General features: G+C 55.6%; 19 protein-coding genes. 16 read left to right on the top strand and 3 right to left on the bottom strand.

Annotated elements, in window-relative coordinates:
- Nucleotides 1-51: 51 nt before the first annotated feature.
- Nucleotides 52-1,593: a transcriptional regulator TyrR gene (tyrR, locus tag ABR39_RS19625; protein ID WP_047348302.1), complete on the top strand. Its 1,542-nt coding sequence runs from the start codon at nt 52-54 to the stop codon at nt 1,591-1,593.
- A 37-nt stretch (nt 1,594-1,630) separates the two neighbouring features.
- Here the strand turns inward: tyrR and ABR39_RS19630 are convergent, their stop codons facing one another.
- Complete coding sequence (locus ABR39_RS19630; protein ID WP_047348303.1) at nt 1,631-2,839, bottom strand: aldose 1-epimerase family protein; 1,209 nt, start codon at nt 2,837-2,839, stop codon at nt 1,631-1,633.
- A 276-nt stretch (nt 2,840-3,115) separates the two neighbouring features.
- Nucleotides 3,116-3,622, bottom strand: coding sequence for a thiol peroxidase (gene tpx / locus ABR39_RS19635; RefSeq protein ID WP_047348304.1), 507 nt, complete (start codon nt 3,620-3,622; stop codon nt 3,116-3,118).
- Nucleotides 3,623-3,729: 107 nt separating this feature from the next.
- On the opposite strand from tpx, the gene ycjG reads away from it, so the two are divergent.
- Entirely contained in the window at nt 3,730-4,695 is a 966-nt protein-coding gene (gene ycjG / locus ABR39_RS19640; protein WP_047348305.1) for an L-Ala-D/L-Glu epimerase, read from the top strand.
- Here ycjG and mpaA read toward each other — a convergent pair.
- Nucleotides 4,686-5,399, bottom strand: a complete 714-nt coding sequence (gene mpaA / locus ABR39_RS19645) for a murein tripeptide amidase MpaA (RefSeq protein WP_047348306.1) — start codon at nt 5,397-5,399, stop codon at nt 4,686-4,688. The genes ycjG and mpaA overlap by 10 nt on opposite strands.
- A gap of 185 nt (nt 5,400-5,584) precedes the next feature.
- On the opposite strand from mpaA, the gene ABR39_RS19650 reads away from it, so the two are divergent.
- The 14 genes from ABR39_RS19650 (at nt 5,585) to tssJ (ending at nt 25,167) form a co-directional block, all read left to right on the top strand.
- Nucleotides 5,585-7,201 carry a peptide ABC transporter substrate-binding protein gene (locus tag ABR39_RS19650; RefSeq protein WP_047348307.1) on the top strand — a complete coding sequence of 539 codons (1,617 nt, stop codon included), beginning with the start codon at nt 5,585-5,587 and terminating at the stop codon, nt 7,199-7,201.
- A gap of 419 nt (nt 7,202-7,620) precedes the next feature.
- Entirely contained in the window at nt 7,621-7,857 is a 237-nt protein-coding gene (locus ABR39_RS19655; protein ID WP_047348308.1) for a hypothetical protein, read from the top strand.
- Between the two features lie 312 nt (nt 7,858-8,169).
- Nucleotides 8,170-8,661 carry a type VI secretion system contractile sheath small subunit gene (gene tssB / locus ABR39_RS19660; protein WP_047348309.1) on the top strand — a complete coding sequence of 164 codons (492 nt, stop codon included), beginning with the start codon at nt 8,170-8,172 and terminating at the stop codon, nt 8,659-8,661.
- Between the two features lie 42 nt (nt 8,662-8,703).
- Nucleotides 8,704-10,239: a type VI secretion system contractile sheath large subunit gene (gene tssC / locus ABR39_RS19665; protein WP_047349050.1), complete on the top strand. Its 1,536-nt coding sequence runs from the start codon at nt 8,704-8,706 to the stop codon at nt 10,237-10,239.
- Nucleotides 10,240-10,252: 13 nt separating this feature from the next.
- Nucleotides 10,253-11,593 (top strand): type VI secretion system baseplate subunit TssK, encoded by a 1,341-nt coding sequence (gene tssK / locus ABR39_RS19670; RefSeq protein ID WP_047348310.1) that lies wholly within the window; start codon nt 10,253-10,255, stop codon nt 11,591-11,593.
- On the top strand, nt 11,590-12,243 hold the full coding sequence (tssL, locus tag ABR39_RS19675) for a type VI secretion system protein TssL, short form (RefSeq protein ID WP_047348311.1): 654 nt from the start codon (nt 11,590-11,592) through the stop codon (nt 12,241-12,243). Before tssK ends, tssL begins: the two co-directional genes overlap by 4 nt.
- A gap of 3 nt (nt 12,244-12,246) precedes the next feature.
- Nucleotides 12,247-13,956 (top strand): OmpA family protein, encoded by a 1,710-nt coding sequence (locus ABR39_RS19680; RefSeq protein ID WP_047348312.1) that lies wholly within the window; start codon nt 12,247-12,249, stop codon nt 13,954-13,956.
- A gap of 5 nt (nt 13,957-13,961) precedes the next feature.
- The gene (gene hcp, locus ABR39_RS19685; protein WP_047348313.1) at nt 13,962-14,453 is read left to right on the top strand and encodes a type VI secretion system effector Hcp; all 492 of its coding nucleotides are present in this window, start codon (nt 13,962-13,964) and stop codon (nt 14,451-14,453) included.
- 175 nt (nt 14,454-14,628) lie between these two features.
- The gene (tssH, locus tag ABR39_RS19690; protein WP_047348314.1) at nt 14,629-17,295 is read left to right on the top strand and encodes a type VI secretion system ATPase TssH; all 2,667 of its coding nucleotides are present in this window, start codon (nt 14,629-14,631) and stop codon (nt 17,293-17,295) included.
- Nucleotides 17,288-17,926, top strand: a complete 639-nt coding sequence (locus tag ABR39_RS19695; RefSeq protein WP_047348315.1) for a hypothetical protein — start codon at nt 17,288-17,290, stop codon at nt 17,924-17,926. Before tssH ends, ABR39_RS19695 begins: the two co-directional genes overlap by 8 nt.
- A 541-nt stretch (nt 17,927-18,467) precedes the next feature.
- Complete coding sequence (locus ABR39_RS19700; RefSeq protein ID WP_047349051.1) at nt 18,468-20,951, top strand: type VI secretion system Vgr family protein; 2,484 nt, start codon at nt 18,468-18,470, stop codon at nt 20,949-20,951.
- Nucleotides 20,932-22,041 (top strand): hypothetical protein, encoded by a 1,110-nt coding sequence (locus ABR39_RS19705; RefSeq protein WP_047348316.1) that lies wholly within the window; start codon nt 20,932-20,934, stop codon nt 22,039-22,041. The genes ABR39_RS19700 and ABR39_RS19705 overlap by 20 nt, the downstream gene beginning before the upstream one ends.
- Before the next feature lie 131 nt (nt 22,042-22,172).
- Nucleotides 22,173-24,665 (top strand): ImcF-related family protein, encoded by a 2,493-nt coding sequence (locus tag ABR39_RS26105; protein WP_082132673.1) that lies wholly within the window; start codon nt 22,173-22,175, stop codon nt 24,663-24,665.
- Nucleotides 24,646-25,167: a type VI secretion system lipoprotein TssJ gene (tssJ, locus tag ABR39_RS19715; protein WP_205626279.1), complete on the top strand. Its 522-nt coding sequence runs from the start codon at nt 24,646-24,648 to the stop codon at nt 25,165-25,167. Before ABR39_RS26105 ends, tssJ begins: the two co-directional genes overlap by 20 nt.

The following is a 25,167-nucleotide window of genomic DNA, read 5'->3' on the forward strand; positions in this document are numbered from 1 at the left end:
GTGTTCTGACATATCATTTTACTGTTATTGGCTTAAAACGGTGAATTTCCCATGCGTCTTGAAGTCTTCTGTGAGGACCGTCTCGGTCTGACCCGCGAATTACTCGATCTTCTTGTTTTGCGTAGCATTGATTTACGTGGCATTGAGATCGATCCTGTCGGGCGAATTTACCTCAATTTTGCCGAAATTGAATTTAATACATTCAGTAGCCTGATGGCGGAAATCCGCCGTATCGCTGGCGTTACGGATGTACGCACCATTCCCTGGATGCCGTCTGAGCGTGAGCACCTGGCGCTGAGCGCGCTGCTGGAAGCCATGCCGGAGCCGTTCCTCTCCCTGGATTTAAAAAGTAAAGTGGAGCGCGTCAACCACGCGAGCTGCCAGCTTTTCGCACAGAGCCAGGATAAGCTCAGCAACCACAACGCCGCGCAGCTGATCCCGGGTTTCAACTTCCAGCGCTGGCTGGACAGCAATCCGCAGAATACCCATAGCGAGCATGTAGTGATTAACGGGCAGAATTTCCTGATGGAAATCACGCCGGTGTATCTGAAAGGGGAAGGGAATACCCGCGTGTTGACCGGGGCGGTGATCATGCTGCGGTCGACGTTACGCATGGGCCGTCAGCTGCAGAACATTTCCAGCCAGGATGTGGGCGCCTTTAGCCAGATAATTGCCGTCAGCCCGAAAATGCGCCATGTCGTTGACCAGGCGCGCAAGCTCGCAAGCCTGACCGCGCCGCTGCTGATTACCGGCGATACCGGCACCGGGAAAGACCTGCTGGCGCACGCCGTGCACCTGGCGAGCCCGCGTGCGGCAAAACCGTATCTGGCGCTGAACTGCGCCTCTATCCCGGAAGATGCCGTCGAAAGCGAGCTGTTTGGTCATGCTCCGGAAGGCAAAAAAGGCTTCTTCGAGCAGGCGAACGGTGGCTCGGTGTTGCTGGACGAGATCGGCGAAATGTCGCCACGTATGCAGGCTAAGCTGCTGCGTTTCCTGAACGACGGAACGTTCCGCCGCGTCGGTGAGGATCACGAAGTGCATGTGGACGTGCGCGTCATTTGCGCCACCCAGAAAAACCTGGTCGAACTGGTGCAAAAGGGGATCTTCCGCGAGGATCTCTATTACCGCCTCAACGTCCTGACGCTGAATATTCCTCCGCTGCGCGATTGTCCGCAGGACATCATGCCGTTAACGGAGCTGTTTGTGGCCCGCTTTGCCGACGAGCAGGGGGTTCCGCGTCCGAAGCTTTCTGCCGATCTCGGAACGGTGCTAATGCGCTACGGCTGGCCGGGCAACATTCGTCAGCTTAAGAACGCCGTCTATCGTGCGCTGACCCAGCTCGAAGGCTATGAGCTGCGTCCGCAGGATATTCTGTTGCCTGATTACGACGCCGGAACGGTATCGGTAGGCGAAGAGGCGATGGAAGGTTCACTGGACGACATCACCAGCCGTTTCGAGCGTTCGGTGCTGACGCAGCTGTATCGCAGCTATCCCAGCACCCGCAAGCTGGCAAAACGTCTTGGCGTCTCGCACACCGCGATTGCGAATAAGCTCCGCGAGTACGGTTTGAATCACAAGAAGGGTGATGAATAACAAAAAGCCTCTGTAAAGAGGCTTTTTTACTTAACGCTTATTCCTTCGCCAGAGGCGTGGTCACGATTTCTGTTTTTGTCTCTCCCTGAATCGACGCAATCCGGCTTTCGACGTCTTTTACCTGCTGCGGGCTGTGAAGCAGGGTATAGGTCAGGTCAAACTGCGCGCTGGCGCCAGGCTGCAGCTGCTTAACGCGCTTCTGCTCGCGTTCAATGGTGACGGGATAGGCATAGCTGGTACCCGGCTCAATGCCCGTGACATATCCCTGCTTCAGCGTGTCGGTATTTTTCCATAAGGTCAGAACGGGCAGCTGACGGGTATCAAACTGGATTGACGCGCCTTTATCGCCGGCTTTATTGACCACTGCCGCGAGCGTTTCATGCTTATTGTCCGCAAGCGGTTTGATGTTAAAGACCATCTCATCAAAGCCTTTTGTCGGCCCGGCATAGGTTTGCCAGTCGTTAACGCCCGCTTTGGCGTAGTCATTGAACGGGCTCACGCTCTCCGCCGGCGCAAGGAAACGTGCGCCTTCTTCGAGGATCGGCGTCCCGAAGTTGCTGTGATAGATGATCTGGTAATCATGAGGATAATCTGCATGGTTTGTCAGCACGTCGTGCAGGCTGAACTGGTTGGTTCCGGGAACGTAACGCAGCTCGGTCATGGTTTGCAGATCCGCTTTTTTAAACGTGCTCTCTTTAATCAAACCCCGAACGCGGATTTCATGCGGGGCGGCATCCGCAACCTCGACCTCAACCTGCGATACAGGGGTATTACCGGCCTTGCCGTGAAGGGTATAAATCTGTCCGTCAGCGGTGACCGGGTGTCCTGTCCACTCATAGCCACAGCGCACCATCATCTCGTTGAAACCATCCAGCCAGCCGAGGCCGTTTCGGCTTTCCAGATTGATATAAGCCGGGTTCACAACCTCTTTGACGGGCGAATTCCACCCCAGCCTGGTGCCAAACCCTTCAACGTGCAGAAGGTTCATCCCGCGCGTCGGGCTCAGTGTAATGGTCAGGCCGTCTTTACTGCTAATAACGATGATTTTACTGCCTTCCTGTTTACCGCCGTGTAAGACTTTTTGCTCAATGCTGAACGTTTGATCTTTAACGTTCAGCTCATTGCTGGAAATCTTCCAGTTTCCTTTTTCCACGCTGCTTTCAGCGCTTGTCAGCACCCAGGTTTTAGCCGCTGCATGGCCAGAAATCAGTACCGCAAGGAGCGTAAAAGCGAGTTTGATTTTCATATTTTATCCTTTTTGCTGAAACGATTATTTTCTTTCGTAAGTAAATCTAATGTTTAGACAGAAAGGGAAATGTGATGAGCTTCACTGGAGGAAAAAACAGGCAATTTTAACGATAACAGTGTGTTGAGGATCACGTTAATGTTGGATGTATGAGTTATTGTTGCACGATTAATGTGAATTTCGATTATTTGTGCTTTAACGATTCAGCTTAACGATAATAAAAAAACCCCGCCGTGGCGAGGTTGATAATTAATTGTATAGAATGCTCAGTACTTATTATGCTTTCAGCACGTCCAGCGCAGCAGCGTAGTCCGGCTCGGTGGTGATTTCGTTAACCAGTTCGCTGAAGACGACAGTGTCGTTTTCATCAAGAACCAGTACGGCACGAGCTGCCAGACCTTTCAGAGGGCCTTCCGCGATGCTGACGCCGTATTTCTCGAGGAAATCCGCGCTGCGCAGGGTGGAGAGGGTAATGACGTTGCTCAGGCCTTCAGCACCGCAGAAACGGGACTGGGCAAACGGCAGGTCAGCGGAAATGCACAGCACAACGGTGTTGTCCATTTCAGTCGCCAGCTGGTTGAATTTACGCACGGATGCGGCACAAACGCCGGTATCAATGCTTGGGAAAATGTTCAGCACTTTGCGTTTACCCGCAAACTGAGCCAGTGTGACGTCAGACAGATCTTTAGCCACCAGAGTAAAAGCCTGCGCTTTGCTGCCAGCCTGCGGAATGGAACCTGCAACAGCAACCGGGTTGCCCTGGAAATGAACGAGTTGTGACATAGATATCTTCCTGTTTACATATAGTTAACGTCGGGGCTAGTGTATGCCATCAGCGGATAACACGGCAAACCAAATTTTTCGCCTTTCCGGGCCGCAAGGAGTCAGTGATGAGAAGCGTTAAGGTCTACGAAGAAGCCTGGCCATTGCATACCCCGTTTGTGATCTCCCGCGGCAGTCGAAGTGAAGCCAGCGTGGTCGTGGTTGAAATCGAAGAAGAGGGTTTTAAAGGCGTCGGGGAATGTACGCCTTACCCGCGCTATGGGGAAAGTCTTGCATCAGTGATGGCGCAGATCATGACCCTGGTACCAGACCTGCAAAAAGGGCTGACGCGCGAGGCGCTACAGCAGCGTTTACCCGCCGGCGCGGCGCGCAACGCTATCGACTGCGCGCTCTGGTACCTTGAGGCCGCTAAGCAGCAAAAATCGCTGACGTCATTGCTGAGCGTGGCGCTGCCGCAATCGGTCGTGACCGCGCAAACGGTCGTGATTGGCGAACCGGAGCAGATGGCAGCCAGCGCAAAAGCGCTGTATGACGCCGGGGCCACGCTGTTAAAAGTGAAGCTCGACGATCGCCTGATCAGCGAGCGGATGGTCGCCATTCGCTCGGCGGTTCCCTCAGCCACGCTGATTGTTGACGCCAACGAGTCGTGGCATCCCGAGGGGCTTGCCGCGCGGTGTCAGCTGCTGGCTGACCTCGGCGTGGCCATGCTGGAGCAGCCTCTGCCGGCGAAGGACGATGCGTCGCTGAAGAATTTTATCCACCCGCTGCCCGTCTGCGCGGATGAAAGTTGCCATACCCGCGCGAATTTGAGCGAGCTTAAGGGCAGCTATGACATGGTCAACATTAAGCTCGACAAGACCGGTGGGCTGACAGAAGCGCTGGCCCTGGCGGCGGAAGCTCAGGCACAGGGGTTTTCACTGATGCTGGGATGTATGCTCTGCACGTCCCGGGCGATCGGCGCGGCGTTGCCGCTGGTCAATCAGGTACGCTTTGCCGATCTGGATGGTCCGACGTGGCTGGCGGTTGACGTTTCACCGGCGCTCGATTTCACCAGCGGCGTGCTTCATCTCTGAGGCTGCCAGCGCAGAAGCTCCATCATGGCTTTTAGGTATTTTTCGCTGGCTTCGTCGGAGGAGATCGGCGGGAATTCAGCGGTGATGCAGGGCAAGCTCAAATCGGCGCACCAGCTGCCGAATGAACCGGGTGTTTCATAGCCCACGCTGGTGACGAGCGGCAGGGCAAACGCCTGTGCCAGCCAGGCGCCCAGGTCGGAATGGCGCGGATCTTCAATACAGGCCAGCGGATCGTGGAAGGAGACAACCCATGCAGGGTGGATCTTATGGATAAGCTGGCACAGCGCCTGCGTTTCCGGCTCCGAGCCGGGTTTGTCTCCCGTCAGCAGGACCACGTCCCGCTCCTCGGCGGAGCTGTTCCAGCGATATACCGTTTCCCCGGCGCGCCAGTTTGCTGCCGGAAAATTACGGTTCAGGTCGACTCCTCTCGCATTAGCCCGTAATCCAAGCTGACAGCCGTCCGGATTCACGGCAAGAATTACGTGATGACGTCGCAGTGCAGGGGTGAGCGTGCGCAGCGCGCACGAGAGCGTGACGACGGACGAGTTCTCATCCCCGTGCGTGCCGGCCATGATCAAACCGCTTTCGCGATCGGCATCCGGTGCCGGGAACCAGATCAGCGATGCGCCTAAAAAAGAGCGGCCATATTGCTCAGCGCCCGGCGGAAAGGCGCCGCGTTCCGCTCGTGGTCGGGTGGTTGCCATACGAAATCCTGATAAAGAAGTCTCTACTGGCAGTGTTGTGCAAAACCCGCGGTTAATCAAATAGTTTCCATAACGGCTGAGAATTGCCTTAAATCACTATTCAGGAGTAAGTTATTTGCAATTCTATTTGTCGAAACAAATAATTACGCATCTGCTTGTTACCTGAATTCATTAAAGGGGATCTTATGAAGCATCCTGTTTCGCGTCTTTTCGCCGCACTGTGCCTGTGCGGACTCTCTACACTCTCGTACGCTGCTGATGTGCCACAGGGCACGGTACTGGCGCAAAAACAGGAGCTGGTCAGACATATTAAAGACGAACCGGCTTCGCTCGACCCGGCGAAAGCGGTGGGGCTACCGGAGATTCAGGTGATTCGCGACCTTTTCGAAGGGCTGGTGAATCAGAACGAGAAAGGGGAGCTGACCCCGGGCGTGGCGACGCGCTGGCAGAGCAACGATAACCGTATCTGGACGTTCACCCTGCGCGATAACGCGAAATGGTCTGACGGTACGCCGGTGACGGCGCAGGATTTTGTCTACAGCTGGCAGCGTCTGGTTGACCCGAAAACGACCTCTCCGTTTGCCTGGTTTGCGGCGCTGGCGGGTATCAACAACGCGCAGGCCATCATTGACGGTAAAGCGACGCCTGATACTTTGGGCGTGACGGCTGTGGATGCCAGGACGTTACGCGTCCAGCTCGACAAACCGTTGCCGTGGTTTAGCAACCTGACGGCAAACTTTGCCTTCTATCCGGTGCAAAAAGCGAACGTCGAAAGCGGTAAAGAGTGGACGCGTCCGGGAGCGTTGGTCGGTAATGGGGCATACGTTCTGAATGACCGCGTGGTGAATGAAAAATTGGTTGTCGTGCCGAATACTCATTACTGGGACAATGCGAAAACCGTCCTGCAAAAAGTGACCTTCATTCCGATTAATCAGGAATCGTCCGCCACGAAACGCTATCTGGCAGGGGATATTGATATTACCGAATCGTTCCCGAAAAACATGTATCAGAAGCTCCTGAAGGAGATCCCGGGACAGGTCTATACGCCGCCTCAGCTCGGCACTTACTACTATGCGTTTAACACGCAAAAGGGCCCGACTGCCGATTCACGGGTCCGTCTTGCGCTGAGTATGACCATCGATCGCCGTATTATGGCGGAAAAGGTTTTAGGTACAGGCGAGAAGCCGGCCTGGCATTTCACCCCTGACGTGACGGCGGGCTTCACGCCTGATCCTTCACCGTTCGAACAGATGTCTCAGCAGGAGCTGAATGCGCAGGCAAAAACCTTACTGCAGGCCGCAGGCTACGGTCCTCAGCGTCCGCTGAAGTTGACCCTGCTGTACAACACCTCGGAAAACCACCAGAAAATTGCGATTGCGGTGGCGTCCATGTGGAAGAAAAATCTCGGTGTGGATGTCAAACTGCAAAACCAGGAGTGGAAAACCTATATCGACAGCCGCAATACCGGCAATTTTGATGTAATCCGCGCGTCATGGGTGGGGGATTACAACGAGCCCTCTACTTTCCTGTCCCTGCTGACTTCCACCCACAGCGGCAATATCTCGCGTTTCAACGACCCGGCTTACGATAAGATCATCCACCAGGCGACGCTGGAAAGCACGGCAAAAGCGCGTAATACGGACTACAACATGGCGGAGAAAATCCTCATGGAGAAAGCACCTATCGCGCCAATTTACCAGTACACCAACGGTCGCCTGATTAAGCCCTGGGTGAAAGGTTATCCTATTAATAACCCGGAAGACGTGGCGTATAGCCGGACGATGTATATTGAGAAGCACTGACGGGTACTGGCCTCCCGCTAATGCCTGCAACCATCGCTAAACCCAGAACTGGCGCGGCTTACAGCGCCAGTTACTCCTTCTGAATACCTCCCGCTACAGTTTGTCTGAACGACTAACACCAGGCTTAAACCTCTGAAAGCCAGAGAGAATAACAGACCACGATGGCCTGTATGTTCTGGTAACGCCTGCAGGCTCAGTGACATTTCAGTACGATTACAGAATCAATTTCATGATTGCACAATAATATATATGACGAAAATTTATCACGACATAAAAATAACTCCCATGAATAAATTCTAAAAATCAGTGTCGTTAGTGTTGAATAGCTTGATAGATGGCTGGTCTCTTTGTTACGGTACCCTTTACAGGGATTACGAACTTACTTCCAATAAATTAAAAAAATATTCAAGGTATAGAAAATGAGAACGCATGTTGTTGAGGGAATAGTCAGTAAAATAGAAAAAATCGCTGAAGATGCTGGGCTAACCGAAGATGAATACATGCTAGCGTTAGCTTTTTCGATGTCGATATTGATGGAACACAAAGGCAGTAATCTAATGAATATAGATATAAATGAACTGACGCTGGTTGTTGGTTTGAGGAAAAATAGTGCAGGTAACCCACCAACAAAAGAAGGCAATAGCCCAGTACATTAATTTTTCAGGCTGATATCCCTGCTTTCACGTATTAATATATCAATAAGATGAATGCATTCAGGTCTTAAGTTACTATTTTCATTAGCGATAGGTATTTAATTTTTATTTATGTCAAAAATAGTTATCGCTTTTTGTTGTTAGTTAGGGTGTCGTCTCGCTCATTACTCATATTTGGTCTAAAATTCTTAAGAATAGTCCAATAATGGACTCTTGATCTAAATTGTTGATCATGAGTAGCATTTTGTACTAACATGCTTTTGTAAAGAAATGTCGTTCACTTAACAATCATTCCTTAAAAGGAAAGGGATCACTATGGCCGATACGTTCCAGAACGAGGTGCCCAAGGCACGCATTAATTTAAAGCTTGCATTACACACAGGTGGCGCGCAGAAGAAAGTTGAATTACCGCTTAAGCTACTCACCGTCGGTGATTTCAGTAATGGAAAAGAAGACCGTCCATTATCTGAAAGAGAGAAAATCAACGTCAATAAAAATAACTTCAACAGCGTACTTTCGGAATTTAACCCGGAAGTGAATCTGACGGTTCCGAATACGATGGCCGATGATGGTTCGGAAGAGAGCGTGAAATTGAATTTCTCCGATATTAAAGATTTCGAACCTGAACAGGTCGCCCGCCAGATCCCTCAACTCCGCGCCATGCTGGCCATGCGTAATTTATTACGCGACCTCAAATCCAATCTCCTTGATAACGCTACTTTCAGAAAAGAGCTTGAGAAAATTCTCAGAGATCCGGCGCTGTCTCAGGAGTTGCGCGACGAAATGAGTGCCCTGGCCCCGAAATAAAACCCGGGTGCGTCTTTTAATGGATTAAACGAGAGAATGCTGATGTCTGTTAATACTGAAAATGGCTCCGCACAGGGGCAGACCACCGTACTGGAAAAAGAGAGCGTCTACGCCTCCCTGTTTGACAAAATCAACCTGACCCCGGCATCCAGCCTGGGGGATATTAATGCGTTTCTGGATGATGCCGCGATGGCGGACGCCACGGCGGGCGAGCGCCTGACGGCGGCGATGCAGGTGTTTATGGACTGCATCCGTAAATCCGGCCAGCCCGTGGAAAAACTCGACAAGACCCTGATTGACCACCATATCGCCGAACTGGATTTCCAGATCAGCCGCCAGCTGGATGCGGTGATGCACCATCCGGAGTTCCAGAAGGTGGAATCCCTGTGGCGTGGCCTGAAGCAACTGGTGGATAACACCGACTATCGCCAGAACGTGAAAACCGAGATTCTGGATGTCTCCAAGGACGATCTGCGCCAGGACTTTGAAGATGCACCGGAGCTGGTTCAGAGTGGCCTCTACTGGCACACCTACACTGCCGAGTATGATACCCCTGGCGGTGAGCCGATTGGCTCGGTGATTTCGTCCTACGAGTTCGATGCCAGCCCGCAGGACGTGGCGCTGCTGCGCAATATTTCTAAAGTCTCCGCCGCTGCACATATGCCGTTTATCGGTGCCGTGGGGCCGAAATTCTTCCTGAAAGACTCCATGGAAGAGGTTGCGGCAATTAAAGATATCGGCAACTATTTCGACCGCGCCGAATACATCAAGTGGAAATCCTTCCGCGATACCGACGACGCCCGCTATATCGGCCTGGTGATGCCGCGCGTGCTCGGCCGCCTGCCGTATGGCCCGGACACCGTGCCGGTGCGCAGCTTCAACTATGTCGAGCAGGTGAAAGGCCCGGATCACGAGAAATACCTGTGGACCAGCGCGTCGTTTGCCTTCGCGTCCAACATGGTGAAGAGCTTCATCAACAACGGCTGGTGCGTGCAGATCCGTGGTCCGCAGGCGGGCGGGGCGGTGAAAGATCTGCCTATCCACCTGTACGATCTTGGTACTGGCAACCAGGTGAAAATTCCGTCTGAGGTGATGATCCCGGAAACCCGTGAGTTCGAGTTCGCGAACCTCGGCTTTATCCCGCTCTCGTATTACAAAAACCGCGATTACGCCTGTTTCTTCTCGGCGAACTCCGCCCAGAAACCGGCCCTGTACGACACGGCGGATGCGACAGCCAACAGCCGCATCAACGCCCGTCTGCCGTACATCTTCCTGCTGTCGCGTATCGCGCATTACCTGAAGCTCATCCAGCGTGAAAACATTGGTACCACCAAGGATCGCCGCTTGCTGGAACTGGAACTTAACACCTGGGTGCGCACGCTGGTGACCGAAATGACCGATCCGGGCGACGAACTTCAGGCATCACATCCGCTGCGTGATGCGAAGGTGGTGGTGGAAGACATCGAGGACAACCCGGGCTTCTTCCGCGTCAGGCTGTATGCGGTGCCGCACTTCCAGGTGGAAGGGATGGACGTGAATCTGTCGCTGGTTAGCCAGATGCCGAAAGCCAAAGCGTAAGGCGGTCGCAGGGATGAAAATCTATCGTCCGTTATGGGAAGACGGGGCTTTTCTGGCCCCGCAACAGTTCCAGCAGCAGGCCCGCTGGGATGCACATGTGGCCGACACCGTGGCCCGGATGGCGCTGGCGCACCCGTGGGGTGTGCTGTGCGCGGAGTTCGACGAGGGCGCGCTTGCGCTCTCACGCCTGAACGCGACGAAACTGGTTGTCCGTTTCGCTGACGGGACGCTGGTTGACACGGTGCTGGCCGACAACCTGCCACCGGTGTGTGATGTCTCTTCGGTGGCGCAGGACAGCGTGGAAGTGCTGCTGTGTCTGCCACTGCTCAGCGCGAACGGCGGCAATCTGGATGACGGGCACGACAGTGCGCGTCCGCGCCGCTGGCAGTCTGAGCGGGTGACGGTGCAGGAGCTGGCCGGACATGAGCGCAGCGAGCTGGCGGTACTGCGCCATACGCTGACGCTGCGTCTGTCCACCCAGGAGAACAGCGCCTGGCTGACCTGTCCGGTGGCGAGACTGGCGCGTAATGCGCAGGGGCAGTGGATACAGGAGGGGAGTTTTATACCGCCGCTGCTCTCTTTATCCGCCAGCCCGTTACTGCTCAGCGAACTGAGTGACCTGCTGCACCGCCTTGCGGCCCGGCGTAAGCGCCTGATGGCGATGCGTCGTGAAAGCAACGAACGGATGGCGGACTTCGCAGTGGCGGACGTGTCGCTGTTCTGGCTGCTGAACGCCCTGAACAGCATGGAGCCGGTACTGACGGAGCTGCACCAGACGCCGTCGCGCCATCCGGAACTGCTGTACCGCGAGCTGGCCCGCCTTGCCGGTAGCCTGCTGACCTTTTCGCTTGAACATGATGTGGAAGCCATTCCCCCGTACCGGCATGACGCCCCGGAAACGGTGTTCCCGCCGTTGTTTACCCTGCTCGATAAACTGCTGGAAGCCAGCCTGCCGTCGCGCGTGATCACCATTGAACTGATACAGGGCGAAGACCGGGAAATCTGGCGCGGGAAACTGCACGACGCACGGCTGCGTGAAGGGGCGGACTTCTATCTGTCTGTGCGCTCCGCCATGCAGAACCACGAACTCCAGACGCGCTTCCCACAACTGTGCAAGGCGGGCAGCCATGACAACGTGTCTGAGGTAGTGAATATCGCCCTGAGCGGGATGGTGATTAAGCCGTTAAGCCATGTCCCGGCGGCCATTCCGCTGCGTCTGGAGAACCAGTATTTTGCGCTGGATTTGTCCACTGACGCGGCGCGCGCCATGCTGGACGCCGGCAACTGCACTTTCTATACGCCGGGCTCGCTCGGTGAGGTGAAACTTGAACTGTTTGCGGTGCTGCGCTCATGAACGATGCCGACATTAACCTGATAAACAAAACCTTTTATCCGGGCTGGCTGATGGTCAGCCAGTTGCGCAGCGGCCAGGAGATAAAGGACGGTGAAGCGCTATACCGCCAGGCCTGCCGGTGGGTGAACGACGCGCGTGAATCACTGACCGAAGCCGGGTTCAGCACCGCGTCCTGCGACCATATGCTGTATGCGTACTGCGCCCTGCTGGATGAGAGTGTGCTGAACCGGGACAAACAGGACGACGGCTACCGCCAGTGGCGCAAGGACCCGCTGCAGGCGCGGTTTTTCCGCACCCTGAATGCCGGGGAAGAGCTGTGGGAGCGTATCCGCACGGCCCTGCGCGAGCCTGCGCCGGATATGGCGGTGCTGACCTGTCTGTACCGCGCCCTGCAACTGGGCTTCACCGGTCAATACCGCACGCAGGATGATGAGCGGCGGGAGGATGTGGTGAAGGCGCTGAGTGAGCGCGTACCGCCGTTTGCGCTGACCCAGGAGACACCCGTGGTGGTTCGCGCCTCGCGCTTACGTTCAGGGCGCCGGCTGTACTGGCTGGGCTGGGCGGCGGGCGTGGTGGTGCTGGCGGCGTTGTGGCTGATGTTTTCGTCCTCGCTGGCGCAGCAGGTGTCACAGATTGCGGGGCAGGGATAACGGATGCGTGAACTCTCCCGTACGGTGCTGACCCTACTCGCTGCTGTTCTTGCACTGTGGCTGGTGCTGGGATTCTGGCCGCTTTCCACCGTCAGCCGTTCTGTGCTCAGCGTCTGTATTCTGCTGGTCTGCAGTGCGGCGCTCTGGCACCGGTGGCGGCGTCGCCAGTTTGTCAGCATACCGGTAACGGAGCACAGCCTGCCGCCGGAAGATTTTCAGGGTGCGGTGGTGCTGGTCTGCGGCGACACGGCCGCCCTGTTTTCCCCTGATACCGCTTATCGTGAAACCCGTCAGGGCTGGTATCTGCACGCGCAAAACGCAGAACAACTGCTGTTGCTGGCGCAGCATCTTGCCGCCGTCCGTCCGGCGCTGGTGTCGCAGGTCTCGGTGTTGCTGGCGCTGATACCGGAACAGCAGACCTCGGAAGAGGCGCTGGCACAGACGCTCCGCGGCTGGCGACGCAGCATTGCGCAGTGCCGGAGCTTGCTGAACGGTGTGCCGCCGGTATGGAGTGTGGTCTGGGTATCGCCGCCTGCACTTCACCATGAAGGAGAGGCGCAGTGGTTTACCGTCACACCGGGGTTGCCAGGTGTGCGGGTGCGGCAGAACGGTCATGTCGCCCTGCCGGTGACGGACTGGCAGCGGGAGAGCGGCAGCCGCGCTTCGCGCTTACATGACACGCTGTGGCTGGAGAGCATACTGGCGCTGACGGCACACCATCTCACGCGTCCACTCAGCGTCCGGCAGGGTGAGCTTCCGCAGCTGAATCTTTGCGCGACGGGTATATGTCTGATACCGGTCGCCGCCATTGCGGATAACCTCTGGCAGCAGCAGATAGCCGGTATCACCACGCTTTGCCCGCAACCTGTCTTTGCAGCGGATTTACTGCCGCTACCGGAGGTATTGCTGCCGCACCTGCCACGCCGCCATGGCATCAGCCGCCGGATGCAGGATATGCGGCTGGCTGGCGGTATCAGCTTTGCCTTCCTCGCGCTGGCGATGCTGGCTTCCTTTATCAACAACCAGCGGCTGGTGCGCAGCGTGGGCGACCACCTTGTGGTGTACCACCGTCTCAGCGGCACGCCACCTGAGCCGAAGCAACAGGCGCAGCAGCGTCTGCAGGCGGACAGCCGTCTGCTTGACGACTGGCTTCGCCGGGGCCAGCCACTGCGTTACGGACTTGGCCTGTACCAGGGCATGCGTCTGATCCCGCCGGTGGAAGCTGCCATCAATAGCTGGACGCCACCGGCGCCACCTCGTCCGGTCATTAAGAAAATCGTACAGGGGCCGCAGACTGTCCGCCTCAACAGCATGTCGCTGTTCGATACCGGGAAATGGCAGCTGAAACCCGGCTCGACGAAGCTGCTGGTGAACTCACTGGTGGGCATTAAGGCGAAGCCCGGCTGGCTGATTGTGGTCGCGGGCCATACCGACAGCACGGGGGAAGAACAGTCCAATCAGGTGCTTTCCCTGAAACGTGCTGAGTCCGTGCGCGACTGGATGCGTGACACCGGCGATGTGCCGGAGAGCTGTTTTGCGGTGCAGGGCTACGGCGAGAGCCGTCCTGTCGCCACCAACGACACGGCGGATGGCCGGGCGCTTAATCGCCGCGTCGAAATCAGTCTGGTGCCGCAGGCGAACGCCTGCCAGGCACCGGGCAACACACTGGCGCCATCGCAGGATGATGACGTCTCAAAAAATGAAATGGAGTAATTAACATGGCAATACCAGTTTATCTGTGGCTGAAGGACGACGGCGGCGCGGACATCAAAGGTTCCGTGGACGTGAAGGACCGCGAGGGCAGCATCGAGGTGGTGGCACAGGAGCACAACCTGTACATCCCGACCGACAACAACACCGGCAAGCTGACCGGCACGCGTATTCACACGCCGTTCCTTTTCACCAAGGAAATCGACTCTTCCAGCCCGTACCTGTACAAGGCGGTGACCACCGGCCAGACCCTGAAGTCTGCGGAATTCAAGTGGTACAAAATCAACGACGCGGGCCAGGAAGTGGAGTACTTCAACACGAAGCTCGAGAACGTGAAGCTGGTTAAGGTCAATCCGCTGATGCACGACATCAAGGACCCGGCGTTCGAGAAGCACAATCACCTGGAAATGATTGAGTTGCGCTACGAAAAAATCACCTGGACCTACAAGGACGGCAACATCATTCATTCCGATTCCTGGAACGAACGTACCACCGCGTAAGTCCCGTGCGGGCAGAGTTTCTCTGTCCGCTTTTCGTCTTTGCTGAACGTCTGCCTGCGCGGGCGTTGAGCAAAGAAACCCACAAACTGCCAGCCCGACCGTATGCGCTTTGGTCCCCTTCACGGGAAACAGCGAGGGGCGGTAGCGTGCCCGGAACTGATAAAGAGAGAGTCTCATGGAAAATCCAGCCAGCCTGTTACGCCGTCTTAACCCTTACTGTGCCCGTGCCATGGAAGGCGCAGCATCGCTCTGCCAGACCCGCGCCCATGCGGAAATCCTGCCTGAACACTGGCTGCTGAAACTGCTGGAGCAGGGGGAAGGTGACCTGACGGTGCTGGCGCGGCGCTACGAATGGGATATGGATGCGATTTGGCAGGACCTGCTGGGCTTTCTGGACGCGCTTCCCCGTTCGGTGCGCAGCCGTCCGCAGCTCTCGGAGGCCGTACAGTCACTGATGCAGGACGCCTGGCTGCGGGCGTCGCTGGCGGGCGAAGAGCAGATACGCAGTATTCACCTGCTGATGGTCCTGGCGGAGAAACCGTCGCGGGTGCGCTGCGATGGTCTCTGGCCACTGCTGACCCTGGCGCAGAGCCAGCTTGAACGTCTGCGCCCGCTGCTGGATGCGCAGTCGGACGAGCGTCCGGAAGTGCAGCAGGAGGCAGAACTGTCGCAGGGCGGAGAGGTGGCGTTTGTCGGCCGTCCCGTCGGTGCAGAACTGAAAGAAGGCGAACTGAACCCGGCGCTGCAGAACGCCCTGGATAAATTCACACTCGACGTCACCGCCCGTGCCCGGGAGGGGAAAATCGACCCGGTCTTTGGCCGTGACAATGAAATCCGCCAGATGGTGGATATTCTCTCCCGTCGTCGTAAAAACAACCCCATCCTGGTCGGTGAACCTGGCGTGGGCAAAACCGCACTGGTTGAAGGCCTGGCGCTGCGTATTGCCAAAGGCAACGTACCCGAATCCCTCAAACCGGTCATCCTGCGCACCCTTGACCTTGGCCTGCTTCAGGCCGGTGCGGGCGTGAAGGGGGAGTTCGAGCAGCGCCTGAAAAACATCATCGAAGCCGTGCAACAGTCACCGTTGCCGGTGCTGCTGTTCATTGATGAGGCACACACCATTATCGGCGCGGGCAACCAGGCGGGGGGCGCGGATGCGGCCAACCTGCTTAAACCGGCGCTGGCAAGAGGCGAACTCAGAACCATCGCTGCCACCACCTGGAGTGAATACAAGCAGTACTTTGAGCGTGACGCCGCGCTGGAGCGTCGCTTTCAGATGGTGAAGGTGGACGAGCCGGACGACGACACGGCCTGCCTGATGCTGCGCGGTCTGAAATCCCGCTATGCGGAACACCACGGCGTGCACATTACGGATGAGGCGGTGAAGGCGGCGGTCACGCTGTCGCGTCGCTACCTGACCGGCCGCCAGTTGCCGGACAAGGCGGTTGATTTACTCGATACCGCCTCCGCCCGTATCCGCATGAGTCTCGACACCGTGCCGGAAGCGCTGACCCGCCTGAAGACCCGGCTCACGGCACTGGATATGGAAAAACAGGCGCTGCTGCAGGATATCGCGACAGGTAACACCGCCCACGGCGGGCGTCTGGCGACCATCGAACAGGACGAAGTCCGCATCATTCTGCAACTTGATGACCTGGAGGCACAGTACGACCAGGAACTGAAACTGACGGAAGCCCTGCTGGCCTGTCGCAGCGATATCTCCCGCCAGGCGGAAATCACTGACCTGCAGAGCCAGCTTGCCACCGTGCAGCAAAATAACCCGCTGCTGGGGCTGGACGTGGACGCGCGTACCGTCGCCACCGTTATCGCCGACTGGACCGGGGTACCGCTCTCCTCATTAATGAAGGACGAACAGACTGAACTGCTGAGCCTGGAAGAGAGCCTCGGTAAACGCGTGGTCGGCCAGGACGCGGCGCTGAACGCCATCGCGCAGCGTCTGCGCGCCTCAAAAACCGGCCTTGCGCCGGAGAACGGTCCGCAGGGCGTGTTCCTGCTGACCGGGCCGAGCGGCACCGGCAAGACCGAAACTGCCCTGGCGCTGGCGGACGAACTGTTTGGCGGGGAAAAATCCCTCATCACTATCAACCTCTCCGAGTACCAGGAGCCGCACACCGTCTCTCAGCTCAAGGGTTCCCCGCCGGGCTACGTTGGCTACGGCCAGGGTGGCATCCTGACCGAAGCCGTGCGCAAGCGCCCGTACAGCGTGGTGCTGCTGGATGAAGTGGAAAAGGCGCACCGGGACGTGATGAACCTGTTCTATCAGGTCTTCGACCGCGGATTCATGCGCGACGGTGAGGGGCGGGAAATTGACTTCCGTAACACCGTGATTCTGATGACCTCCAACCTCGGCAGCGACCTTATCATGCAGATGCTGGATGAACAGCCGGACGCCACCGATGGCGACCTGCACGAACTGCTGCGTCCGGTTTTACGTGACCACTTCCAGCCCGCGCTGCTGGCGCGCTTCCAGACGGTGATTTACCGGCCGCTGGCACAGGCAGCGATGCGCACCATCGTGGAAATGAAGCTGGCGCAGGTCAGTAAACGCCTGCATCGTCATTACGGCCTGAGCACGCATATTGATGAGAGCCTGTATGACGCACTGACGGACGCCTGCCTGCTGCCGGACACCGGGGCGCGCAATATCGACAGCCTGCTGAACCAGCAAATCCTTCCTGTCCTGAGCCAGCAGCTGTTAACCCATATGGCGGCGGGGCAGAAGCCGCAGCACCTTACACTGGGCTGGGATGAGGTGGACGGGATCGTGCTGGAGTTTGAGCGCATCGGTTGCGATCATGAGCGGGAGATCACACATGGATAGTGCGAAAGAGATTGCCAGAGATATGCTGGAGGCCATCCATATTGATGGATCCGGTTTTTGGGGCGCAGTGGCGAAAGGCTTTATCTCGTTTCCTGTCAGTGCTTATTATCTGGGGTATGATTTTCTGGATACTGAACACAGAAGGATGAACAGTGATGATAAGTTCAGGATGGCCCGGTTAGTTAAAGCAACGACTTTCAACAGAGAAATAATTGAAAAAGTTATCAGTGTGTTTGTGGATGATTTTACATCACGCGTTAATATGGAAAAAATTTCTGTTGTTAAAAACATGGCCGGAACAGCTACGGGGAAGGTCGTTTTTGCACAACTAACGGGATTTAATTTGGGCAAGGCGATATCCTCTCGAGCAGTAGAGGCATTTTTTTCCGGATCTATGGCAGGATTATTACTCGCCATTGGAGCCGAAGTATCCCGAGCAATTTACACATCCAGATATTTAGAGGGAAGGAATCCCTCAATGTACTATAAGCTAAGGGATATGGGGGATTTAGATCTACTTTACTTTCTCGTTGAAGATATTGTTAATCCATTCGAAAAGGCATGCGAGATAAGTAATGTGAATCATGAGGAATTTAATCAAATATGTAAATATTTCTTTGGTGGCTTATGAGGATTAAAAAAATAATACTAATTGTTATTTCAAGGTTTATAAGCGCCATAGGGATGACGATGGGTTCTTTAGGTACTGCATCCTCAATCTGGTACTTCTTTTTTTCGCATAATGAGAACAGGATTTTCTTTGGGGTGCTCTCATTAGCAGGAGTCTGTATTGGTTATTTTATATATAAAATTGCTCTGCGCTATATATATGATGAATGGGATGATTATCGCTAAGTTATCGGGGAAATATTTTTTGGTGATGTATGACAATTAAACGACCGCTGCTCATCATCCTATCCCGTGTCATCAGGGGCGCAGGCATGGGGTTAGGTACTTCAGGTATCGCACTTACTGGTTGGTTCTTTCTTTTCTCAACAAATGAATATAAATATCTGTGGGGTTTATTTTCAGTTGTGGAATTCTTCGTGGGATATCTGATGTACCGGTTTGCATATACATATGTTTATGACGAGTGGGATGACTATCGTTAACATATTCGCCTGTTGATTGCTTTCTGGTAGTCATTACTGTGGAGTAAAAATATGAGTCTGATGGATACCCTTTCAAATATTACCAGCACGACATTTAATCGCTACCAGTTGGATATTCCTTCCTGTACCGCATTACTGGATGTGGAAACGTTCAGTGGCGCAGAAAAACTCAGTGAGCTTTATTATTATAATATTACTTTTACCAGCATAGATAAAAATATCGACGCCACGCAACTGCTGAGTAAACCCGCCACGCTGACAATGGGCGGCGGGATATTACAGGGCCTGGCGGAGTGCAAACGCGTCCACGGCGTGGTGACCGCCTTCCGGCGCACCAGCAGCTCGGCGGACCAGTCGACATACCAGCTAACCCTCGAACCCTTCCTCTCCCTGCTGGACAAACAGTTCCGCAGCCATCGTTTCTTTGTCAATAAATCGGTGCTGGAGGTGGTGGAACAGGTGTTACAGGAGCATAACCTGCACGGCTGGGAATATGAATTTACCCTCAAGCAGAGCTATCCGAAGCGCGAGCAGATAAACCAGTATCAGGAGAGCGACCTGGCGTTTATCCAGCGTCTGCTGGCGGAGGTGGGGATATTTTACTGGTTTACCCTCCAGGAAGACGCGCAGACAGAGGTGGTGCATTTTGCCGATGCGCAGCGGGCGCTGATATTTGGTAAAACCCTGCCAGTTAACAGCCCGTCCGGGATGAGCGACAGCGGGGCTGACTCGGTGTGGGGCCTGAATATTACCCATAACGTGGTGGAAGCCAGCGTCACCACGAAAGATTACAACCACCGTGACGCACAGAGCATACTGCAGTCGGCACCGGTCGATATGACCCGGGGAGACGGTGAAGGGGTGACCTATGGTGATGTCTACCACTACCGGTTGCGCCATCTGGAGCGCGGCGAAAAAATAGACCCCACGGCAGAAACGGCTAACTTTTACGCCCGCCTGGACCACGAGCGTTTTCTGGCGAACCGGACGCGGATAACCGGCGTCAGTACCGATGCGACGCTGGCACCCGCCCAGGTGCTGACTATCACCGACAGCCTGCCGCCTTCCTTACCGGCACTGCTACAGAACCCGGTATTAATCACCGGGACGGGTTTTACTGCCAGCCGCAAAACCGCCCTGCGGGTGACGTTACTGGCGGTGCCGTACAGCGAAACGGTGTGCTGGCGTCCGGCACCGCTGCCGCGCCCGAAGGTGACCGGGACGATGACGGCGCGTGTCACCAGCGCAAAAGCCAACGATATTTATGCCTGGCAGGATGCATCCGGGCTGTACCGGGTGAAGTTTGACGCCGACCGGGACGACAAGTCGCTGGGCCAGGAGAGCATGCCGGTACGTCTCGCCAAACCCTACGGTGGCGACGTGTACGGTTTTCACTTCCCGTTGATCCAGGGAACGGAAGTGGCAATAGCCTTCCACGAAGGCGATCCCGACCGCCCGTATATCGCTCATGCGCTGCACGATTCGCGGCATGTTGACCATGTGACGGAGAAGAACTGCACCCGTAACGTGATCCGCACGCCGACGAACAACAAGCTACGGATGGAGGACAGGCGCGGTGAGGAGCATATCAAGCTCAGCACGGAGTATGGCGGCAAGACACAGCTGAATCTGGGGCACAATGTGGATGCGTCCAGGGCGCTGCGGGGGGAAGGTGCGGAACTGCGCACGGATAAGTGGGTAAGTATCCGGGGTGGCGCAGGAGTATTCATAACTGCAGACTCGCAAAATTCGGCTCAAGGAATGATGCTGGAGATGGCTGCTGCCCTGAGCCAGTTACAGCAAGCACAGAGTCTGGCGGAGTCGTTAAATAGTGCGGCAGAAACCGCGAAAGCAGAACTGGCGGACCTGCAAACGCAGAGGGCCCTGCTGAAAGAGGCACTGACGGAGCTGAAGAAATCTGCGCTGTTGCTTTCCGCACCTGAGGGGATAGCGCAGGTGACGCCGAAATCCCTGCAATTATCAGCCGGAGAAAATATTACGGCAACAAGTGGTGGTAATACCGATTTTAGTATCCTGAAGAAACTGACTGTGGCCGCAGGCGAGCGAATCAGTCTGTATGCCCAGAAACTGGGTATTAAGCTATTTGCCAGTAAAGGCAAAATAGAAATACAGGCTCAGGGGGATGAAATGACACTGGATGCGCTGAAAGATATCCGGGTAAGCAGTAGCGAAGGGAAAATCATCATCAGTGCAAAAAAAGAAATTATTCTTACCAGTGGTGGAGGCTATATACGGATAGCCGATGGTACGGTGGAGTGTGCGGCACCGGATAAAATTATCGAGCGCGGTGCAGTATGGCAGAAATTTAGTGGGCAAAGTATCAGTGAGGCGGCGCAGAAATGGGATAGTACCGATTTTTCTGTTATGCCGGAGGTTCGCTGGCCTTATGACGATGCCCATGTATCTGGACAGGTTATCAGATTAGTCAACGGAGATGGAACTGAACAGAGACTCATCACCTCTACATCAGCTCTTATATTGAAAACAGTATTGAGTCATAATTATGCAATGGCCTGTTCCTGATATCCCGGAGAAACAACCGCATCCTCGTCCTGAATATAAAAGGTGGGGGGGCGGGCTTTTTATGATGCTGGCGACGGGAGGAATGCTGGTATTATTTGTCGGTAAAGTAACCAGTTACGGGCAAATGGTTCTGTATGGCATGCTGCCTGCATTCTTTATCTGGTTATGTTTCTTTGGTGTTATCTGGCATCGTTATGAACAATCTGTTAATGATACTCTTTTGTGGAATAACGAATCTGAGCGGACAAAACTGCACTGGCAACGCTGGTGTAGCCAGCAATGGGTTGTTGTGAGTAATATTATACTGACACCGGAAAAAGAAGGTATTCATACCCTTTTGGGCGATTACGCTGATATTCCTGCATATCCGCGCAAGCCCCGTCCTTTATATGCGATCCTTTCCGGGCTGAATAACCGGTTGAAGTATATTGATGCTCAGACAGAAAAACAGTACCCCGGATATCGTCATCTCTTATATTCAGTGAAGATTATTCTTCCTGATATGAGTCAGCAATCCTCTGTCGGGCAGGCTGTTTATCAACAGTGGGATTTATATCCGGAATATATTAATTCAGTTGATGACATTCAGACTGATCCTGAACAGAAAGGACTTATCCTTCTGCTCTGTATTCAGGACTGGGTTACTGATAAGAGAAAAAAACACAGCGAATTTATTTCCGGACAGATTATTACATCTATTTCTTTTGCTTCAGTGCAGACATTGCCCGTTATGGCTGGTATGGGGCGTGTTTTGTCTGCTGATTCATTAACCAGAGCGCTGGATGTTCTGTCGGAATATAACAGACTAAACGACACAGCGTTACATCATATCTGGCTGACAGGAATCGACAATGATGATCGGGCGAAAATAGTTCAGTATGCCGGAGGGCAGCCATGGCAGTTACCGGCGAAACTCCCGTGTCATTTACTGGATCATACCTTCGGACCCTGTGGGCCATTGTCATTTCCTGTATCTGTTGCACTGATGGTTGACGCCGCCGTGCATACTGGCGAAATGCAGTTACTGATTTCCCGGCAGAAAGAAAATGAGTATTCGCTTTGTCTGATCACCAGGGAGTTATTTTTATGACGGCAGGAAAGTTAACGCCGGAAGCCCGTTACAGTGTTACCGGGTATGTTATTCTGATTATCGGCCTCGCCGGAATATGTGCATTATTACTGTACTTCAATCAGGACTGCGTGATTGCTTATGGTGTAACGATGCGTAAAGCGTGGACCGTCTGGGGAAGCCTATTTTCAGCATTGTTGCTGGGAGGGATTGCATCACCCTTCTGGTTAAAGCGAAAGTTCATAAAAAAGCAGCGTATTTACAAACCAGATAATATTCTGGGCTGCGAAGAAAAACAGCAGGTTTCAACATCCATCGCGTCTGCAGTCCTTATGCCATGGCAGGAAATACGCAAACAGCTCAGCTCAGTTTATGGTTTCTTCTGGCACCGCAAAACCCGCATCCTGCTCGTCACCGGCAGCGCTTCAGATGTCGAACTGCTCACCCCAAAACTCACACAAGAGCTCTGGCAGGAAGACCATGGGACGCTGCTGCTGTGGGGCGGTGACCCGGCAGCACCGGCTGACACCGCCTGGCTTACTGCACTGCGTAAATTGCGCCACCGCCCGGCGGATGGCATGGTGTGGGTGACCTCCGCATTTGACCGTCTTGCGGGTTCAGATGCTGAACCGGCCGCGCCACTGACCCCTGAATCCATGGATGCCCTGGCCCATGCCCTGAAGGGGCGCTGTGACGCGCTGGGCTGGCGACTGCCGTTGTATGTCTGGTCGCTGCATCCGCGTGCCGGAGAGCAGCAGGGCCGGATTACCCAGCCGGTGGGATGTCAGCTGTCAGCAGCCTGCAAACCTGAAGTACTGGCCCGCCAGTTAAGCGACCTGACACCGGCCCTCACCACGCAGGGTATTCAGCAGATTTGCGACAAACCACAGCAGGGTTTTTTACTCGCCTTGGCCGACCAGCTGATGCGCGAGCCGGAAACGCTGACCGACCCCTTATCCGTGCTGCTCAACCCGTATCGCCCGCTGCCGCTGGCCGGTGTGGTGTTCAGTCCGGCCACGGTCGGCGGCGCGCGCAGCGTGAAGCACCACTGGGGCGAAGACAACCGCTGGGATGCCATCCCGGCGTCGGCACAGGCCTTACCGGCAGGTCTTCGCCCGCGTAAACCCGGTGTCAGCTGGACGCAGATGGCGGGCGTGAGCGTGGCGGCGCTGATGGTGCTCTGGGGCGTATCCATGGCCGTCTCCTTTGTCGCCAACCGTCACCTGGCGACGATTGCGCAGGAGCAGGTCCGGCAGTCCGTTACAGAGAAACAGCCGCTGACCGCGCGTCTGCACGCCCTGACTGAACTCCAGAAAACCCTTGCCCGCTTACAGTACCGTGCGCAACACGGCGTGCCCTGGTACGCACGCGGCGGCCTGAGCCAGAACGATGCCCTGCTGGCAGCGCTGTTTCCGCGCTATGGCGAAAGCGCCCTGCCGCTGCTGCGCGATGCGGCGGCGGAACATCTTGCAGAACAGCTACAGGCGTTTGTACAACTGCCACCGGGCAGCCCGTTACGTGAGCGCATGGCAAAACCGGTTTACGACCGGCTCAGACTGTATCTGATGCTCTCGCGGCCGGAGAAAATGGATGCGGCCTGGTTTTCCGCCACGCTGATGCGCGACTGGCTGCAGCGTGAGGGTGTGGCGAGCGGCGTCTGGCAGGGCAGAAGCCCGGCACTGTACGCCTTTTATGCCGCGAACCTGGCGTCACACCCGCAGTGGCGTCTTCATGCTGACGATATGCTGGTCAGCCAGACGCGCACGCTGCTGGTTCGCCAGATGGGCGTACGCAACAGCGAATCCACCCTCTACCAAAAAATGCTCGCACAGGTGGCGAACCAGTATGCCGATATGCGCCTGGCGGACATGACCGGCGATACCGACGCCCCGCGCCTGTTCACCACGGATGAAATCATCCCGGGGATGTTCACCCGTCAGGCGTGGGAGGGGGCGGTACAGCCTGCCATTGATAAGGTGGTGAATGAACGCCGCGAGGAGATGGACTGGGTGCTGAGCGACAGCAGACAGCCCGCCACGCAGCAGACCTCGCCGGAAGCCCTGAAGCAGCGGCTCACCGTGCGTTACTTTGCCGATTTCAGTACCGCCTGGCTCGATTTTCTCAACAGTCTGCACTGGCAACGGGCGGTGACCCTGTCCGACGCCATTGACCAGCTCACCCTGATGGCGGATGTGCGCCAGTCACCGCTGGTGGCGCTGATGAACACCCTGAATATCCAGGGGCGTAGCCTGAAGCACCGGCCGGTGATGGGCACGCACGCCACGGATGTGAATGGCCAGGTGCTGCTGCGGCTGAGCACGGACAACCCGGAAGAGGTCCGGGGCTGGCTGCCGGGCGGCGACCTGCACACCGACCTGATGGCACTGCTGCATGTGTGGCTGGGCGCGCACCTGGATGTGCGGAAGCAGTTATGCGTTGCCCGGCATTTACTGCCGGATGCACAGTTATCCTGCAACACGGAACAGACCGCACAGGTCGGGCGCACGGCGGTGCTGCGTCCCCTTAATCCGCAACAGAACAAGAACAGAAACGACATCATAACCATTCACCTGGGACGCTTTCAGCGCGTCCGGGAAAACATTCAGCGAAGGAAGAACGATGAAGATGGCGATTACCGCTGGTAAGGCTCTGGCACTCACTCTGGCGACCCTGTTAACGGGCTGCGGCCTGACGCAGAAAGTGTCGGACGGCACATCCTCTGCCATGAAGTCTATTTTTTACAAACAGGTGAAAACCCTGCATCTGGATATTCAGGCGCGCGAAGGTGTGAACAACAACGCGAAGGGGGCCTCGCTGGCGACGGTGGTGCGTATTTACCAGCTAAAAGAGCGTAAGGCTTTTGACAGCACGGATTATCCGTCGCTGTTCGCCAGCGACAGTCAGGCCATTAAAGCCGACCTGGTGGCGGAAAAGGATATCCGCCTGCGTCCTGGCGAATCGGTGACGCTGGATATGCCGATGGAAGAAAGTGCGCAGGTTGTGGCGGTGGCGGGGATGTTTATGGCACCGGACCAGATAAACGATACCTGGCGTATTACCCTGACCCGTGACGACCTTGACCCGGATAAGGCGCGGGTTATTGAAGTCAGTCATAACCGCCTGACGCTGAAACCGCTGGAGGGATAA

The organism is Enterobacter genomosp. O (assembly GCF_001022965.1).
Classification (GTDB): Bacteria; Pseudomonadota; Gammaproteobacteria; order Enterobacterales; family Enterobacteriaceae; genus Enterobacter; species Enterobacter cloacae_L.